The sequence below is a fragment of the Candidatus Vallotiella hemipterorum genome, from assembly GCF_910593725.1.
GTDB classification, from domain to species: domain Bacteria; phylum Pseudomonadota; class Gammaproteobacteria; order Burkholderiales; family Burkholderiaceae; genus Mycetohabitans; species Mycetohabitans hemipterorum.
On record NZ_OU343031.1, the window covers coordinates 180,116 to 198,709 of the forward strand.

At 39.9% G+C, this 18,594-nt stretch carries 7 protein-coding genes, 1 tRNA gene and 1 pseudogene; 4 read left to right on the top strand and 5 right to left on the bottom strand.

What is annotated here, in order from left to right; genetic code table 11:
• Positions 1 to 734: 734 nt before the first annotated feature.
• The 3 genes from lnt to ybeY all read right to left on the bottom strand — a co-directional run bounded on the left by lnt (position 735) and on the right by ybeY (position 4,187).
• Positions 735 to 2,381, bottom strand: a complete 1,647-nt coding sequence (lnt, locus tag KW136_RS00610) for an apolipoprotein N-acyltransferase (protein ID WP_216796436.1) — start codon at positions 2,379 to 2,381, stop codon at positions 735 to 737.
• A 55-nt stretch (positions 2,382 to 2,436) separates the two neighbouring features.
• Positions 2,437 to 3,318, bottom strand: coding sequence for an HlyC/CorC family transporter (locus KW136_RS00615; RefSeq protein ID WP_216796437.1), 882 nt, complete (start codon positions 3,316 to 3,318; stop codon positions 2,437 to 2,439).
• Between the two features lie 395 nt (positions 3,319 to 3,713).
• Positions 3,714 to 4,187 (bottom strand): rRNA maturation RNase YbeY, encoded by a 474-nt coding sequence (gene ybeY, locus KW136_RS00620; RefSeq protein ID WP_216796439.1) that lies wholly within the window; start codon positions 4,185 to 4,187, stop codon positions 3,714 to 3,716.
• A gap of 2,361 nt (positions 4,188 to 6,548) precedes the next feature.
• Between ybeY and KW136_RS00625 the strand changes: the two genes are divergently transcribed.
• Positions 6,549 to 7,376: a ferritin-like domain-containing protein gene (locus tag KW136_RS00625; protein WP_216796441.1), complete on the top strand. Its 828-nt coding sequence runs from the start codon at positions 6,549 to 6,551 to the stop codon at positions 7,374 to 7,376.
• Between the two features lie 675 nt (positions 7,377 to 8,051).
• Here the strand turns inward: KW136_RS00625 and KW136_RS00630 are convergent.
• Both KW136_RS00630 and KW136_RS00635 read right to left on the bottom strand, forming a co-directional pair.
• Positions 8,052 to 9,174, bottom strand: a pseudogene (locus tag KW136_RS00630) (DEAD/DEAH box helicase); the annotation flags it as partial.
• 2,950 nt (positions 9,175 to 12,124) lie between these two features.
• A tRNA-Met gene (locus KW136_RS00635) sits at positions 12,125 to 12,201 on the bottom strand.
• A 1,727-nt stretch (positions 12,202 to 13,928) separates the two neighbouring features.
• On the opposite strand from KW136_RS00635, the gene recA reads away from it, so the two are divergent.
• From recA to sucD, 3 genes are all read left to right on the top strand, one after another.
• The gene (gene recA, locus KW136_RS00640; protein WP_216796443.1) at positions 13,929 to 14,987 is read left to right on the top strand and encodes a recombinase RecA; all 1,059 of its coding nucleotides are present in this window, start codon (positions 13,929 to 13,931) and stop codon (positions 14,985 to 14,987) included.
• A gap of 1,038 nt (positions 14,988 to 16,025) precedes the next feature.
• Positions 16,026 to 17,192 (top strand): ADP-forming succinate--CoA ligase subunit beta, encoded by a 1,167-nt coding sequence (gene sucC / locus KW136_RS00645; RefSeq protein ID WP_216796445.1) that lies wholly within the window; start codon positions 16,026 to 16,028, stop codon positions 17,190 to 17,192.
• An 85-nt stretch (positions 17,193 to 17,277) separates the two neighbouring features.
• Positions 17,278 to 18,159, top strand: a complete 882-nt coding sequence (gene sucD, locus KW136_RS00650; RefSeq protein ID WP_216796446.1) for a succinate--CoA ligase subunit alpha — start codon at positions 17,278 to 17,280, stop codon at positions 18,157 to 18,159.
• The last annotated feature ends 435 nt before the right edge of the window (positions 18,160 to 18,594 follow it).

The following is an 18,594-nucleotide window of genomic DNA, read 5'->3' on the forward strand; positions in this document are numbered from 1 at the left end:
GCTAGGTAGAGATATAGCTAGCTACCTAATATTTTATATCGCCTTATGCTTATCGCTGCATCTAAGTAGAAGACATGCGGATTTAAAGAGTAAAAAGCGACTTGCTGACCGTCAAATTCTATTTGAGATGTTTAAAAAAACTTCCTGCATTCTTAGCTATTTGAGAAACATCTATGCCTACTACTAGGTAGTAGTACCTGTAAAACTATTTTAGTATTTACTCAAAAGAAGAATACAGAAATCTAGGTTTTAGAGATTTTTCTCAGCAACACCTTTTATCAAGACAATTCTTGAGTGCATACATCAGTTGGATTCTGATTGAGTATAAGAATACATGAGCTTATCTAATCTCATCTCTCTAAAAGCATATCTTATTTGGTTAAACAGCGGATTTTGTCTATTGACATAAAAGTACATATAACTAAGCTCAGTAGTAAAATCTACCACAGATTCAGTAACAACAATAAACCCGGAGGTAAGCTACCTAAGCTATCTCGCAAATAATTTATACAGGTTATTTAACTGATTTCCGCGCTCTTGCAAAGCACATTAATAGTATAATGCAGCATTTTATATCGCTAATATCAAAGCAGGGTAGTAGCCGAAAAATTAATTTTATACACTTACAATTCCGTAAATAGTAGAAGTCTAATATCTATAATAGATCGAGTGTATATAAAATATGCAGGACAGAGTTAATGTCTAGAAATAATTTTCGGAAAGATAAAACATTGCTACTTATGCGCGTATGCATCCCCCCTGCCTACCATCCAGAACCTAATAGCTAGCCCAACTAGTGATATTATTAGTATGGGTGTATTACCAGTAACGATATAAGGTGTTATGCCATTGCGGCCTTGTACACAGGCATCGAGGCTGTTTAGGGTAAAGCGGTTTAACTGGGCCGCGATTGATCCGTCTGCATTAATCATCGCAGTCACGCCGGTATTAGTTGCGCATAACATTGGCCTCCCGGTCTCAAGCGTGCGCATTTGTGCAATCTGCAGGTGATGTTCCTGTGCAATCGTATTGCCAAACCAACCTAGGTTTGTCGAGTTGACTAGAATACTAGATTGAGACGAATTTTTGCGTAGAGAGCAAGAAATTTCTTCGCCAAAAATATCTTCATAGCAAATGTTTGGCAAGATTAACTGCTTGTGTACGATAAACGGTGGTTGTGTTTGGCTACCACGCGAAAAGTCGCCCAATGGCATATTCATCATGTTTACAAACCATCGAAAACCCCACGGAACAAACTCGCCGAACGGCACTAAATGATGTTTCTCGTACTGATATGGAATCGACGATCCTGGTGTGATCCCGTATAGCGAATTAGTAAAATTCTTTAGCTTGTTTGAGCCCATTGTGATACCAACTGTACCAAACAAGACTGAGGCGTGTGTAGTGTCTGAGAAGTGCTGTATCGCTTTACAGAACTGAGGCGATGCTTCATATGGCGGCAATGGAATACTAGTTTCAGGCATTACGATCAGATCAGCCGGCTTTTCCATTATAAGTTTCTGATATAACGCAATAGCATGACGTATACTTACTGGCTCAAATTTCGAGCTCTGCTCGATATTACCTTGCAGCAAACGCACCGAAAGTCTAGGCCCGCATTGCTGGGTCCATGTTATGCGTGAGAGCAGCTCTCCGCTTAATAGCAGTGCTGCTGCAATGACGCCAGACATAAGCCATATAGCTATACCACGTTCACTGCCAATATATATCACCGTCTGTACTATTAACGCGCTGACGAGAGCTAGGATCCAGCCAATTCCGTAAACGCCGATAAGTGGAGCAAAACCGGCTAGCGGACCATTAACTTGCGCATAACCACTAGCTAGCCAGGGAAAGCCAGTGAAGAGTGTCCCGCGCAGCCATTCTCCTAATGTCCATGCACAGGCGAATGCTATGCTAGCATACCAGCTCAGCGTTACCTCCGTCTTCCATGGTCTGCTCAGCGTGTAGCACATATACCATAGTCCAGCCGAAAAAGCTGGATAAAGGGCTAGATAGAGCGCAAATAGAACAACTATGGTACCGGCTATAAGCGAAGGCATATGGCCATAGAAGTGCATACTTATGTATAACCACCACACCCCGCTGACAAACTGACCGAAACCAAATGTACCACCAGCTAGCAATGCAGTACATAGCGTACGCGTTTGTGACAGCAACCAGAACATACAGAAAAAAATCACCAGCTCTAGCCAGCCCCCATGTTGCGAGGGCGCGAACGCAAGCGTATTTAGTGCACCCAGTATGCTCATCAGAATTAAATTCAGCACCGTAGTACGATGTTTGTATGAATTATGTGATGGCGTTGGACTAAATAAATCGGTTTGGTACGCGGGATCCTGAATCCGATTATTAATCATATATCACTATAGAAAAAGCGCATACGCGACGCGCTCTCTAGATTCAATGATTATCCTAGTCGCGGTATGAGACCGTCGTGCCAGGAAGTACATGCTTAGCAAGCAGCATATGAACCTGTCGAGCATCGCTGCGCAAAATCACGAATACAAAATCATCGATCTGCACCTTTTCGCCACGATGGGGAACACGCCCTAAATGATGTGTGACCAAGCCACCGATCGTGTCAGCCTCGTCATCGCAGTACTGTGTATTAAACATCTCATTAAACTGTTCGATCTCAGTTAGTGCACGTACCCGATAGCCGCCGTCCGGCGTTGCGATAATGTTGCCTTCTTCTTCGTCAAAATCATATTCATCTTCGATGTCACCAACGATCTGCTCAAGTACATCCTCGATAGTAATCAATCCAGCGACACCCCCGTATTCATCTACTACGATCGCAATATGATTATGGTTCTCTCGGAAGTCATGCAAGAGTACGTTTAAGCGCTTTGATTCAGGAATAAACACAGCAGGGCGTAACATGCCGCGCACGTCGAATTCCTCTTCTGCATAGTAGCGCAGAAGATCTTTCGCGAGCATGATGCCAATCACGTTGTCGCGATTACCGTCATATACTGGATAGCGTGAATGTGCTTTCTCTAGAACGAACGGAATAAACTGATCGGGCCTATCAGCGATATTAATCGCGTCCATCTGAGCCCTTGGCACCATGACGTCGCGTGCACATAAATCAGCAACCTGGAATACGCCTTCAATCATCGATAGCGAGTCGGCATCAATCAAATTACGTGTGTGCGCATCCTGCAGAATTGCGAGCAATTGCGCACGAGATTCCGGCTCGGGCGAGATGAGATTGGTCAAGCGCTCGAGTAACGAGCGTGGTTTATCTGGATCTTTCGAGTAACTTTTCCGACTGGGATACGGGTCGTTCATTTGCAAGCGTCCCGCGAGACCGGACGCGCGATAGGGATAATCAAGGATACACTAAATAGAATATGTATTTGCATACCACTCGATTGTTACTGGCTAGGCACCGCCAGCACAGAATAATGCGTAACCATGGGAAATCTCCTTATAGACTATTAGAAAGCGTACTCCGCAGCTATATTTACGCGTCCCACCGTTAGAGTGCTACTTGATAAGTACCTAGCTGAGCATCAATTCTGCCATCGTGTTACATACGACCTACTGTATAAGTTAGCGCACTGCGCGAGATAAGCACAATTCTCCTATATATTAGGATCAAAATATTGAAGGCCGAAAAGCTATAAATCTCTTATGCAGTCCCGATGCGTACGGGATTGTTTAATATATAAGTTAATGCTTATTTAGCCCCGTTGAATATACGGGTCTAAATAACCGAGCCTATCTAGAGCATCTTTTTCAATCAACTCCATCTTACGTGCCTGCTTATCATTTGTATGATCGAAACCCTGAGCATGCAGAACGCCGTGTATAATGAGGTGCGCGTAGTGTGCATCTATCGGTTTATACTGTTCATTCGCCTCGTTTTCAACTACCGAACAACAGAGCACTAGGTCGCCACTGATAGTCCGGTTACGCAATCTCCCATACGAAAATGTCAGAACGTTAGTTGGATAATTCCTACCTCGGTAGCGATAGTTTAACGTACGGCCTTCTTGCTCATCGACGAAACGAATTGTTAAATCGGCGTGCTCCAAAAGCGCGGCCCGAACCCATCTAGTAATTCTAGTCTGCGTTAACAATGCTTTATGAGCGCTAAACATTTTAGCCTGGAACTGCAGGCTTAATTTAAGCTTTAGAGAACAGGATGCTTTCATACTAAATATATCTAGGGGAAATACTGTGCCTCATTAGCACGTATATAATGCCTGAGCGCAATGTTATATATTTTGTACTGAATCCGTGATGCCACTACTAATAGCTCGCCCTTATTATCCATGGAGATATATTAACTTTAGTGAGGTTATTAGTCATCTGACTGACCCTAACCCAAAACCGATTTATGTAACAATATCTTTATCTGCTTCGTTTATAATGAAGTGTGTAAAATGAGCATCCTATCTTAGGGGTAGGAATATCTTCTACGTTGTCATAAGTTCAGTTAAAATACCCTACAAGAAATTAACAGCATGCAAATCGATCGGCGTGGTACTTCGTAGCCTAAATTACGACTCTCTAACGGCAGAGTTGCTAGCCTGGATTAATAATATCCCGAGAGAGATTAGAGCATTCTGATTAAGAGTAAAAATGTAGCAGGTAATTATTAGTGACCTCCTAAATTATTTTATATCTTGCTCGCGTTGCTAATTAACCGGCTAGCTAGGTCACATGTGAATTAAATAGGGCGGAGTCCGCGGATTTAGTATAGGCGGTGGCGTACATCCAGTCTCTGACTCGTTCTAACTGGGAACACATCCCTGTATATTCCTAAGAGGCGTAAAGCTGTAGCTCGCTCTTAGCGCAATAATATGCAGAGAAGCTTGCTGTAGGAGCGAAAAGTACTGCAGAACTTGTTAAACTAGCTAATACTTATAGTATACGAGAGATAGAATGGCGAGCTATAGATCACAGTTTAGGACTAGCCGAAGAGATGCGTGCCTTAAGATTATCTTACACACACCCCGTGCACTCTCAGACTCCGGCTTGTTGCATCCCATAGCCATGCTCGCGCTATTTCGCTGACGCCAGCGACTTCTACCTATATATTTTTGTATATAGCAGTATTTCTACTCGGATTCTACACCTTGCTTATACGCATTTAGCAAAATTAAATGCATTATTTTACTATGTACAGTATAGTATTACTAATCTAATTTAGCGTAATAAAACTGTGTCTATTAATGGCACTAATTTTTAGAATCAAAGTCTCTAGAAATCAAAAATATGTCTTGACCTTTTTGGGTTATGTTGGCTGAATTTATTCCATTTCTAATGGAAGCAGCTACAAATTTATATGGATCTAGAATTATTATTTCTGGGCGAGGTAGATTAGTAGTCATTGCGATCGTTTATTCTAAGCAGAATCAGCTATAGAAATGAGGCGCTATAATTTTATCATCTGTCATATATGTATAGACTAACAGGAGTTTCTGTGGGCTTATATTGTAGGAATAAATATCCTTCAAAAGCGGGCTAAGAATAGTAGTGATATAAGCATGCAGTCCTGATAATATATTTATCCGAATTTAACTAGCGGGGGGGGGAGGTAGATAGTAGGGCCTATTCGCAGAATATTTATGCCATCTTACTAAATACCATGCATCTATAAATAAGATATAAAACCTGTCTTAAGTGAACAAAGTGCACCAACAAAAAACTTCTAAACTTTAAGTGGGTCTGCCTACTAGGACCACTCGGTGTACGTCTTGAATAGTAGTTTTCTGATATCTGGGCATCGCAAGTATAGAAGTCGTATATTCTACTTGAGAGGCCGATTGGTGCATGGTCATCCTTAAATTGACGACATAAAACAATCTCTATCTCGCCGACTACCTTGATCACGCTGGCGACCAATGCGTTTCGTGATGAGAGAGTGGCGTTTAGCACAGTCTTTCATGATCTCCATGACGTTAAGTATTTATAATGACGGGTGGGCCCTAATAGAAATCAGTATGCGCTCTGCTTCCTTGGTGATTGGATATGGATTAATAAACAGCTCTGTCTCGTCTAAAGATTGTGCTAATGCAGTGCTTTTCTCTTAAAATATATATTGGAATGTAGTATACGATACATTTTAAAAGCTGATAGACAATATGCCTCTCCATAAGAGTGGGGAAATTCACTGCAGTAAGCTAGATCACCACCTAATACCGAATCGGCGATAGAGTGCATGAAAACTCGTTGAAAGGTATAACACCTTCCTGCTAACTATAGTTGAGTAACTTTTTCTAGTGTGATTGAGTATGATATACAGGTCTACCGAGACATATTTTGATTAGGCATAGTCGCGAAGCGGCTCGGGTCTGCATATATTGCAAAAATGTGAATTTGATATGCATCAAATATTTTGTTCGGGATATTAGAACTACCCAAACAAATATCTAGACTGACTAGTCAGTGTCGGACATAGCACGTTAAACTGCAACCGATACTACGTAGTTTTTATGCGGAAGCCCTAGTACTTTGATTAAGCACTGCGTGCATGCCGCAGGTGTGCCAGGGCATGCTTCGGAGAAAAAATGGAAACCGACATCCAAACTATGTTGCCATGGCGTATCGAGGATATCGATTTATCGCAGATTGTTCGTTTGCGTTCTGCTATGAATGAGGATTTGCTGCTGCTGTTATGTGCGGCGTCATTTATTGAAAGTGGTTCAGATTTGTACACTAGTAATCTAAGCACATTCTTCAAAGGCGATTTAGAAGTATCGGGCTGGCTAAACCAGCATTGGGGAAATGAGGAATTGCAGCATGGCCGTGCGCTAAAGGCTTATATAAATTACGTCTGGCCAGAGTTTAATTGGGATCTAGGGTTTGAACATTTTTTTGATGAGTATTCCAACACATGTTCTTTAGAAGCTTTTGAAAAAACCTGGGCGCTGGAAATGGTCGCACGCTGTGTAGTAGAGACTGGTACAGCCACATTATATCGAGCGATCAACGAGTATTCAGACGAGCCAGTTCTCAAGGTGATCACTGATCATATTCGCAATGATGAAGTGCGCCACTATAAATATTTTTTTAGATTTTTTAAAAAGTTTAATCAGATTGAGGGCAATAATCGTTTTTCTGTGCTAGGCACATTAGTGCGACGCGTAATGGAAATTAAGAATGAAGATTTAGAGATTGCGTTACGACATGTATTCTTAGTTAGATACCCTGCGCTATTTTATAGTAGCACCTATATGCGCGAGAAGGTAGCGCACGTGAATGCACTAGTTCGTACGCATATGTCTGCTGACATGTGCGTGAAGATGCTACTTAAGCCGCTCGGCCTGCCTGCACAGATACAACCCATCCTACAGTATCCGATGACTCAGATTGCGCGGCATGTATTCTTTCGCTAGCGATATAATCACTATTTCATCAAAAAAATTAAAAACGAATTCATAGAATATAATGATATATGTCGTATATGGCAAATAATCTACAATAATTTAAAAGCAACAATATAATAAGACCTTGTTTTGGCCTTATGATCGCCTATTGTTGCCTTAAGCAGCTTGTTGTATGTTGTTGGTTAATAAAATTACACTCGCCTTTGTTTTGGGGCAGACGTAGTATCCGGCATCCTTGACGTAAATAAGATACATAGCCGTGTTAACATCGTCCTAAACGCAGAGCAATAGCTAACGTTTCTATATGTTTCTATGTGTTCCACATATAGTTAGTAGGGCGTTTAAACCACGATAGCAACTATCTTATTAATACTTGTTCTAAGACTTTCTCTAGAAATAAGTATCTTAACGTAGTGCTCTAAGCATCGCGCTTTAGCTGAATGTTGTTTAGCTCCGCTCTCATGGAAAAGGACTGCGGTATGCGCGCTGTAGTCATGCTTATCGGATAATTCGGCCTAGCTTTGCGATGTATATCGACATGGGATTACGTATTTGTTTATGTCTTATCTTATACACTATTCCAACTAGAGGTTGCATGACTTTACTTGTTTAGGTGATTAAGAACTTGCGATAGAGTGTTCTTCTGATAGCGCGCTACGCGCCAGTGAATGACTGGGATGCTCGCTTAGCATCAAGATTTAGTTCGAAACCAGCAATAATATTACGTGGTAGTGCGCGCTTAATCAGGTTTTCTATGTCTGTTAGCATTGATGTTCATCAATGCAGACTAGTGATATGGCCTGTCCTGTCGTGCCTGCACGGCTAGTACAGGCGATGCGATACGCATAGTCTTCCGGAATATTTAGCAAGTCGAAATTTACTACATTTGGTAATTGGTCAGTATCAATTCCACGTGCCAAGATATTAGTAGCGACTAACACCTGCAATGTACTGTTTTTGAATTTTTTATTTCCATAGATAGCTAGCGCGCTAATACTATCCTTTAGCAATTGTGCTATAAGGCAATTCGCCCCATGCTTGGTACGCGCGAACACAAGCACCCGGAACTAGTTACGCTCTTTGATTAAGATAGTAAGCAGCTGGCGTTTGCGGTCCCGATTAACAAGATAGATCGTTTGGGTAACTGTCTCGGCTGTAGTATTACGACGAGTTATCTCGATCAGCACCGCAGAATCGAGTAGGTCGTCAGCAAGTACCTTGATCTCGTCGGAGAATGTCGCAAAAACAATAAACCTTGGCGTTGAGGAGGAAGATACTTGAGAGCATGCTTGATATCGTGAATGAAACCTATATCTAGCATGCGGTCGACTTCATCCAGTACTAAGATTTGCAATCTACGTAGGTCGAGCGTACATATTCTAAATATGATCTAGCAATCGTCCAGATGTGGCTACGACTGTGTTAACACCACGCCGCAGAGCGTTGATTTATGGGGTAATGCTGGTACTACCAAATATGACCATCGAGCGCAGATTTAGGTACTTTCCGTATTCGCGTACGCTTTTTCCGAGATTTGCATGGCTAATTCTCGTGTTGGTGTCAAAATTAACGCGCTCACTATCGATTTACCCGATACCGAGCGTGCTCTAGAGGGCTTTTTAGGATGGGCAATGAAAGACCGCAATCTTACCATACCAGTGCTAGTTTATGAGCTAGCTAGCAGGTCTCTACCACTGAGTACTACTATAGTGACTTGACGCTAGCTAGACCGTGTCGGCGTTGCATAACCAAGTTCATTGACGGCGCGCACAAACAGTTCATATAAACCAAGATAATAAAATGACATATTAGATAACGTTATCACCGGTCTGGCGCGAAACGCACATCAGACCTAAATCGGTGCGGTAGAGGACTAAAGGCATAAGGGCATTGAAATTGTTATAATTCCTATATTTAAAATTATTTAGTTCGATACTGATTTCTCGAACGACAGAATCCCCAACATCTAACACGCTTATTTGTCAAATAGCCAACCATGTCCCTACATAAGATATCGAGCAGATTAATATAAATATCTTTATCTTGCTAAAATGGTTTTTTATTATTTTTACCCTACTTCTAGTGCAAAACGTTTTTATGTGTGTCGAAATTGCTTAGATTTTTTTCTTATTTAATGTAGGAAATAGTGCATACTTATTCTGTAAAAAAATAAGCTACTATAAAATATTGCTAAACTAATTTGAGCCACTTAGCATCTAAGTCAAGATATAAAATATCCTGCATATAGCAGGTTTTTAATTAAATAAAAGCGATAGTTCCTGCTACGTAGATTAGTGACATTAAACTATTCTTTTTTCTCCTAGAGGGGGGGGATAGTTTACTCTAACTAAAGAGTATATGGCGATTATTACTTAGGTAAGCACAGCTTGTATGCACGTCTTAGTTATATAATCGGTTATAGTAATTTCGGTTTTTAGTACGAACTAATGTAATGATCGATATAAGTTTTCTTACACTTTACTTGTTAATTCTATACCGATTGTTAAGAGTAATACTCAATGTATTTTTCATTTCGAAAAATATGGTTATTATAATGCCTCTATCGTTAAATTAGTTAGAATAAGTTTCTAGAATAGTTAGTTAAAAACTATATCGTGATTATATATACAGTGTAATTCTTATACATATACGCTAAATTTTTTATATAACAAGGTATATGTTGATAGAATCATTGCTAAAGCCCACTACGCCAGAATTGCTAATTCTATACCCGTTAGGGCTCAGTCCTCATATAAACGCAAGATAATAAGCTTTTACTATGATTACTATCTATACAATCCATTGACCACCAGTTGGTATTGAGTCTAATACAGTTAGTTGCGACAGAGATATATAAGATGGTTATTGCTTCTAACAAAATATAGCAATCTTTCGTGAAAATAAACAAAAGGTCTGTAACTAAAGATAGTGTATTGGCAGAGGTTTATACGTTTAGGGACTAAAGAGCTTGCCTAAAGATTTCAAAAAGTAGGTATTAATTAATATTCTACACTCTGGTAGTTATTGTGTCATACTATGACCATAGAGTGCGGAGGGGAATACTTCCCATTATTCCAACTAAAAACAAAGTCTGCACTAGCATCTAAAAGAGTACCTAGAGGCGAGCATAAAAGATAACTATAAGACGCATATTACTCTATTAATAAATAAATAAGAGTGTAGATGATGAAGAGTTAAGAATGTTTTTACAAGGTCGGTATTAATAGAAATAGAAATCCGCTTTATGGATCTAGATATTGTGCCTAAATATTACAACTATAGACTTAATAATCTATAAATAGCTTATTTTTGTGCTTGCAATATCGGAGAATAGCATATTCTTACTGCTTGAATCTTAGTGGAAATTTTTTGCATCAAGTAACGGCTGAGTTTAGGTTTCGTTTTATCAACCCAAAAAGTGTGTCTGAGATCGTTTATTATCAAAAAACATAAAGCTTTCTATAAAAACCAGGGTGCCGCTATACTCACTCAACTTATACGTATAATATTCTTAGCTGTTTTTAGAAAAGACAGACCGTTTATGCCCACGATACCCTATAGTACGCTCACGCTCTGTAAGCGCAGACTTGACCGTATATTAAACATATGAGATACGCCTTGCACTTATGCGCATATATTGCTGAAAATATAATTTAAATATCATAAAGATCGCTGAAGATAGTATAGGCTAAAACAGCCTATACGGCATTAGTGATTAAGACAATTTGGTACTCATCTACTTAGATTAATAAGTTATAATGATAGCGTGGTGCAATTCACGATGCTAGCTTGCTGTAGTTTTATATATCGCTAGATATTGCACTAGACCGGTTAACTTCTATAAAGGGCTCGAAAACTCATAACCAAAACTATTGTGTTTATCAATTTAAGTTATCAGGATAACGATTAATAGTAACCTACTATTATTAGGTACTTTTAAGTCAGAAAATTTTTAATAATTTATGAAATATTATTGCAAACTATGCTAGTTATGCTAGCGCTTCTAATTAATCTCATAATATTAATATTATATCTATGCAGAACCCACTTACCCTAAATTAATATCAGCGTCTAACGGATAAAGCTCCAGTTATACTATATTAGTTAAGGTAAGATTTATCTGGATTATATCTATACAAGCTCCTATAACTTTTCATACAGATTCGAGTCTCACTCAGGATGCTCTTCTAACTCTGTATAGCAGGTGAACGCATCAACGTTCGAATATAGATTTAGATAATAACTGAATATCCCCATAACCTAGACTAGTGACGACTATATAAAGATACAGCATAGTTGAATTTATAGTGATTTTAGTAAAACAGCCCTCTAAAGTACGGTGTACGTGCCTTATTTATTATAGCTAATAAGATGTCACCACGACGGCTGATGAGCTATAATTTTAACTAGTTTAAAAAAACTAAATACTAAAATGATTGGTAAGTCATTATTTATATCTACAAAAATTAGATTGACCATTATATATTAATATATATAAGCTATTTTAGCTTTAAAGGCTAACACTTACTTATAGTATTAATAGTCTAAGTATAGAGTATATAGCTTTCTATAAGCATAAAATGAGCGGGTCTATAAATCTTATTAGGGCATAGCGCTGAAAAAAATTTAGTTAGGATAGAGAAATTAATATGCTGGCATGCGCAATAAAAAGAATATGGTGTACTTATCTAAGCTCAGAAATAGCATAAGTTAGTGAAACTTATAGTAAACTACTTTAGTTATAGTAGCTATTTTAGTGGTGGCGAATCAGGGATTTGAACCCCGGACCTTCGGATTATGATTCCGCTGCTCTAACCGACTGAGCTAATTCGCCCAAATCAGGCGGGATTATGAGCATATAAAAATGTATTGTCAACTGCTGCTTCTTTCTGGTCAAAATAGGCATCCTAATAGGATTCTTTGAACTCAGATAGAATCGCTATGAAGTATATTTAATACCAATACATAGTAGCAAGTACAGAACCACAAAATTAGTGTTTACGATACTAAAATATACTAAAATCGAAGGATTGATATAATATCAAATATCGCTGTTAAGATAAAGTTAAGCTATAAATTCTCGTCACGCAGATAAGCAAGAGGGTCAAAAGTATAAAATGCCGATCAGAAATCTTATCTTTTCTGAATCTAGCTACAACAAAAAACTATGTTTTGAGCGTATGTTATCGGCGATGTACTCCATTACACTCTTTACAATTCTTTGCTGGATTAAAAATACAGAGAAAAATAATTTTTAGGTTCCTTCATGTCCTTATTTTACTATAAATCGAGATGTAAAATCTCGCCAGGTACTGGGGGCGTATATTTTAATCAATAGTTTCTTAATTGCCTAAAGATGATTGCGTAGAATATCTGGACTTAACATTTTGGTAGCACAGCTAAGATCTATAAAGATAGCGCTAAATTTTTTGCTTTTTAGGCAAACAAGAGATTTATTTTCTTGCCTTAACTATAGCGGTCTATTATCAAATATAATATTTATAGTAAAATTTATAAATATTATATTAGTATTCCGGGGCGTGCTTTAAAAGCTCATTCCATGATTAAAACAAGGATTTACTGTTGTTCTAATAGATTTGTTTGGGCATGGTCGTGTGCCGGCATGTTGCTCGGATTATATGTATAGATACACTAAATATAGTTAATATGTTCGTCATGCACAGTTTTATATTAACCTATACAAACAAGCGTTAGAGTCGATCAAAAATTTTTTGACGAGCAATAATTAGGTAAGATCCATAGGTATTACAAGCACAAAAGTGCTAATCACACTTAATGTGTATTACGCTAAGAAAATATATACCTAAGATGCTTAGCACTATGGCTAGCTAGCTTGATGTGCGTTTAGGTTAGTTCAGAAGTAATATCTTTAAGTCAAGAATTACTATAATTCGCCTAGTAGCTAACTTACTTTTCCCGTAACTAGTATGTGTTGTATGCAACATCGCCCGACTATGTTGTTACTTACTTTGACCGAACTTAAATAAATCGTAGATAGGTCGTTTTGTTTACAACCTCTATCTCCTAGATGAAACGGGGGATATTTTAAACAATCCGTCAATATTGTATATAAATATTAGTAGGTAATTAATGATCGGTGGGTTGAACAATTCTATTAATAATGCGATATTGTCATAGGCCCCTATTTTTAACATAGTCGACTACAGAAGAGCCAGAATAGTGGAATAGTCGGGCTATGCTATCTAAAAGCATGCATATAGGCGTGCTTTAATAGGGGTAAAACCTACCTCACTTTTTCTGTAGGCCCTAATATTCTGAATAGTGAAACAATTCCTGATATATAGGGCACAATATACGTCAACCTTTACCACGAGTATCAGGGGCGTAGCTACTAGATCAGGCATGCTAGTCATAAAGGGGATATGTATTACGTTCTTGCAAACAACATTGTCCCTTTATACGGTAGAAAGAGTCAGGCGAGAGAGTAGTAGTATTATGAATAAATAGCCAAAATAGCTATGATAAAACCTTATAACGCATAAACAATGGACTGTCGCTCATCATAGCAAAGGACGATCCATGGAAGAAAGAAAAAAAGCCTCAACCGGATTAACTGCGGAAAAAAGTAAGGCACTAGCTGCTGCGCTATCGCAGATTGAGAAGCAGTTCGGTAAGGGGTCCATCATGCGGCTTGGTGATGGCGAAGCGGTCGAGGATATTCAGGTAGTATCAACAGGTTCACTTGGACTAGATGTTGCGCTAGGTGTCGGTGGACTACCTCGTGGCCGTGTTATCGAGATATACGGGCCAGAATCTTCTGGCAAAACTACATTAACTCTGCAAGTAATCGCCGAGATGCAGAAAATCAGTGGCACTTGCGCATTTATCGATGCGGAACATGCGCTCGATGTCCAGTATGCGTCTAAGCTTGGTATCAACGTGCCAGAATTACTAATTTCTCAGCCTGATACTGGTGAACAAGCACTAGAGATCACTGATGCTCTCGTTCGTTCGGGGTCGATAGATATGATTGTTATTGACTCAGTAGCCGCGCTTGTGCCGAAGGCTGAAATTGAAGGTGAGATGGGCGATGCATTACCAGGCCTACAGGCAAGACTAATGTCTCAGGCGCTACGTAAGCTAACCGGAACGATTAAGCGGACTAATTGTCTAGTTATCTTTATCAATCAAATCCGAATGAGGATCGGTGTAATATTCGGTAGCCCAGAAACCACTACTGGTGGCAATGCGTTGAAGTTCTACGCTTCAGTTCGGCTTGATATCCGTCGGATCGGTTCGATCAAGAAGAGCGACGCAGTTATCGGTAATGAAACTCGTGTCAAGGTTGTTAAAAATAAAGTGTCTCCACCATTCCGCGAGGCAATTTTTGATATTTTATATGGCGAGGGAATTTCACGACAAGGTGAGATTATTGATCTTGGAGTACAGGAAAAAATTATTGATAAGGCGGGTGCCTGGTATAGCTACAATGGCGAAAAGATTGGTCAAGGTAAAGACAATGCACGAGAGTTCTTACGTGAAAATCTAAATCTTGCACGGGAGATTGAAAATCGAGTCCGTAAGTCGCTCGGCGTCATAGCAATGCCGGCTTACGAGGAGTTAACTACTAATAAATAATTTTGATATGCTAGGGCATAGCATCTAGTAGCTCGGTATTCGGTTATTATGCATCGATCATATCTCTATCGCTTTAGAAATCAGTTTTAGGAGGCCAAATAGGACAAATAAAGTAGTAAAAAAATTTCAGACTTATTAGTATACATGCCGACTTACTGCCCTAAATAAACGCTTGCTAGCGCTCTTTCTATATACTTATCTACCAACACGTTAGCAGGATAGATGATATAGCCCGAGTGAATTAAGGGTATATTTGCATAGTCCCCCTTTGGGTTATGTTATGCGCTGTCACTTATACACCTCGAAAGATAGATGTGTTTAAGGATGGGCAGGGTCTCTTGCGGGTCTAATAAACCAGTATGCTACACTCGGTCGGTGCTCTATTTTTAACGTCACCTTTCTATATCATATCTTTCCCGTGCTTATCACAGGGGCTTATTAGTTATGAGATTAATGACATATAAGCACTTTGAGTGTAAAACGTTCTGTAGGATACAGAAGCACATCTGATTCATTAGATTAGTTATGCATATACATAACTTACAATAAGTGTTAAGCCACTAGCGTGGCTACCTATCTACAAACTTTAGCTATGTATTGCAATGCAGTGTCGGATAAAGACCGTCAATATGTGGTTGTTGTCAGAATAGATTTCCTATCTGAAGTATTGTGGAGGTGCGAATCCAAGCTATCGCATATCAATTAGATTGTTGTTAACCTGCGCCGCGCGCGCCACGGCATAAAATTGCCAAAGATCTTGGTGGTAGAAAAGTGCATAAATCCTACTTAATCTCCGCGAAATACTACCGAGCTCGCCTGGTGCGCTTTAACCAAAACTGTACAGATAAGCGTTTCGAATATCAATGTGGCGCGCAGTGTAATACCGACTTATCTTAACTGCAGTCCCACGGAGCAATACCCTCTTACCCTAGTGAGGGCCACATCCTGGGGCATATGAAGCCCGCGCCACCAAGCGCGATCTATTATCGCTAGATGCAAAGACACTCATTTTCACTCTCAGACTGAAGAAGATCACGTATGAAGATTCATGAGTACCAGAGTAAAGAGATTCTAAAAAAATTTGGGGTCGCGGTGCCGCGTGGTAAGCCTGCTTTTTCAGTAGATGAAGCCGTTAAAGTAGCTCAAGAACTGGGTGGCCCGGTCTGGGTCGTCAAAGCCCAGATCCACGCAGGTGGCCGGGGGAAAGGCGGCGGCATTAAAGTTGCAACATCGCTAGATCAGGTGCGTGCATATTCGAACCAGATCCTCGGCATGCAACTTAAGACCAACCAGACTATCCCTGAAGGACAAAAGGTTAATCGGTTGCTTATAGAGGAGGGCGTGGATATTCAAAAAGAGTTGTATGTTGGTTTCGTTGTAGATCGCACCTTACAAAGAGTTGTACTAATGGCATCCAGCAAGGGGGGGGTAGATATTGAGGAAGTAGCGTCAAAGACGCCTGAACTCATTCATAAAATCTCTATCGATCCCTTGATAGGATTACAAGATACTAAATCAGATGAAATCGCCCAGAAGATCGGACTGCTAAATACATCTCTTAGGCAAGCCCGTTTAAATTTACAGGCCTTGTATAAGACTTTTTGGGAGACAGATGCATCTCTAGTTGAAATCAATCCATTAATCTTGAGCAGTAAGGGTAGAGTTATGGCTCTAGATGCAAAGCTTAGCTTTGATCCGAGTGCGCTGTTCCGTCACCCGGAAATCACTGTATATCGTGACTTTGACGAAGAAGACCCCTCTGAAATCGAGGCGTCGAAGTTCGGTTTCGCATATATCTCCCTTAATGGCAATATCGGCTGTTTAGTTAACGGCGCTGGGCTAGCGATGGCTACTATGGATGCGATCCAGTTATTCGGCGGTGAACCAGCTAATTTCCTCGATGTTGGCGGCGGAGCAACGACCGAAAAAGTGACTGCAGCATTCAAGCTAATGCTAAAAAACCAAAATCTAAAAGCTGTTCTTATAAATATCTTCGGTGGCATTATGCGTTGCGATGTCATTGCCGAAGGCGTTATTGCCGCAGCGCAGGCGGTACACTTACGAGTCCCACTGGTTGTGCGGATGAAGGGCACAAACGAGGATCTCGGTAAGAAGATGCTCGCTGATTCTAGATTATCAATTATTTCTGTGGATAGCATGGAAGAGGCTGCACAGAAAGTAGTTATTGCAGCGGAAGGTAGGTGAGCTATTATTCTCACATTGAATATATGCATGGTACCGTTTCTACGGTGACTTTTAGACCCACTATATCGAATAAAAAGGCTACTATATGTCGATTTTAATTAATAAAAATACGAGGGTTATCACGCAGGGAATCACTGGTAAGAGCGGTCAGTTCCATACTCACGCTTGCCGTAAGTATGCAAATGGTCAATCAGCATATGTTGCTGGTGTGAATCCAAAGAAAGCTTTTGAATATTTTGAGGGTATTCCAATTTTTGGAACTGTAAAGGAAGCCAAAAAGCAGACTGGTGCGACTATATCAGTGATTTACGTACCGCCAGCTGCTGCTGCGGGGGCAATTTGGGAGGCAATTGAAGCCGATCTAGATCTAGTAATCTGCATCACTGAAGGCATTCCGGTCCGAGATATGATTGAAGTTCGGAACCGGATGTGTCTCGAGAACCGGAAGACATTGTTGCTTGGGCCGAATTGCCCTGGCGTGATTACGCCGGATGAGTTGAAGATCGGTATTATGCCCGGACATATCCATAAAAAAGGTCGCATTGGTGTTGTCTCTCGCTCAGGTACGCTGACGTATGAAGCTGTTGCCCAACTAACAGCCCTTGGACTCGGCCAATCGTCAGCCGTCGGAATCGGAGGTGATCCGATCAACGGGCTGAAACATATTGATATAATAAAGATATTTAATGACGATCCCGATACGGATGCGGTCATTATGATTGGTGAAATTGGTGGTCCAGATGAGGCAAATGCTTCGTATTGGATCAAGGATAATATGAAGAAACCGGTTGTAGGCTTTATTGCTGGAGTAACAGCACTCCCCGGTAAGCAGATGGGTCATGCCGGCGCATTGATCTCTGGTGATGCTGACACCGCTGAAGCGAAGCTCGAAATTATGAGATCGTGTGGAATTACAGTAACAAAAAATCCATCTGATATGGGTCGTCTATTAAAATCAGTACTTTAATAGACGATAAAATCGTCCAAAATTTAGAATTTTCCTGTACCTCTCCGCCTACTATGCACACCTGACAGGTTTTATTAATCTAATTACTGTTACTCGGCGAGATAGTCTTAAAATAATAAAATACGCAATTTATATTTAATATTTACCGCGCCTTGATAAAGTTTATGTAACTACGGTATTCATTCGCTTAGCGCGTTAAGCTTCAGGATTTTCTAAAATATAGAATTTATATTAACATCATTTTTAAGTTAAATGGCTTAGCTATTTGAGCTTAGATAGCTAACATAATCCCAATACTATTACCTAAAACTTATGCACTAGCATTATGCCTATTTTTCTGGTGTCGTTTATTTTGAGAAGCTTGATAGTAATGAAAAATAGCACTTTTTCACGGTATTAATATACTTTATTTAGTATTTTATTTAAAAAAACGTG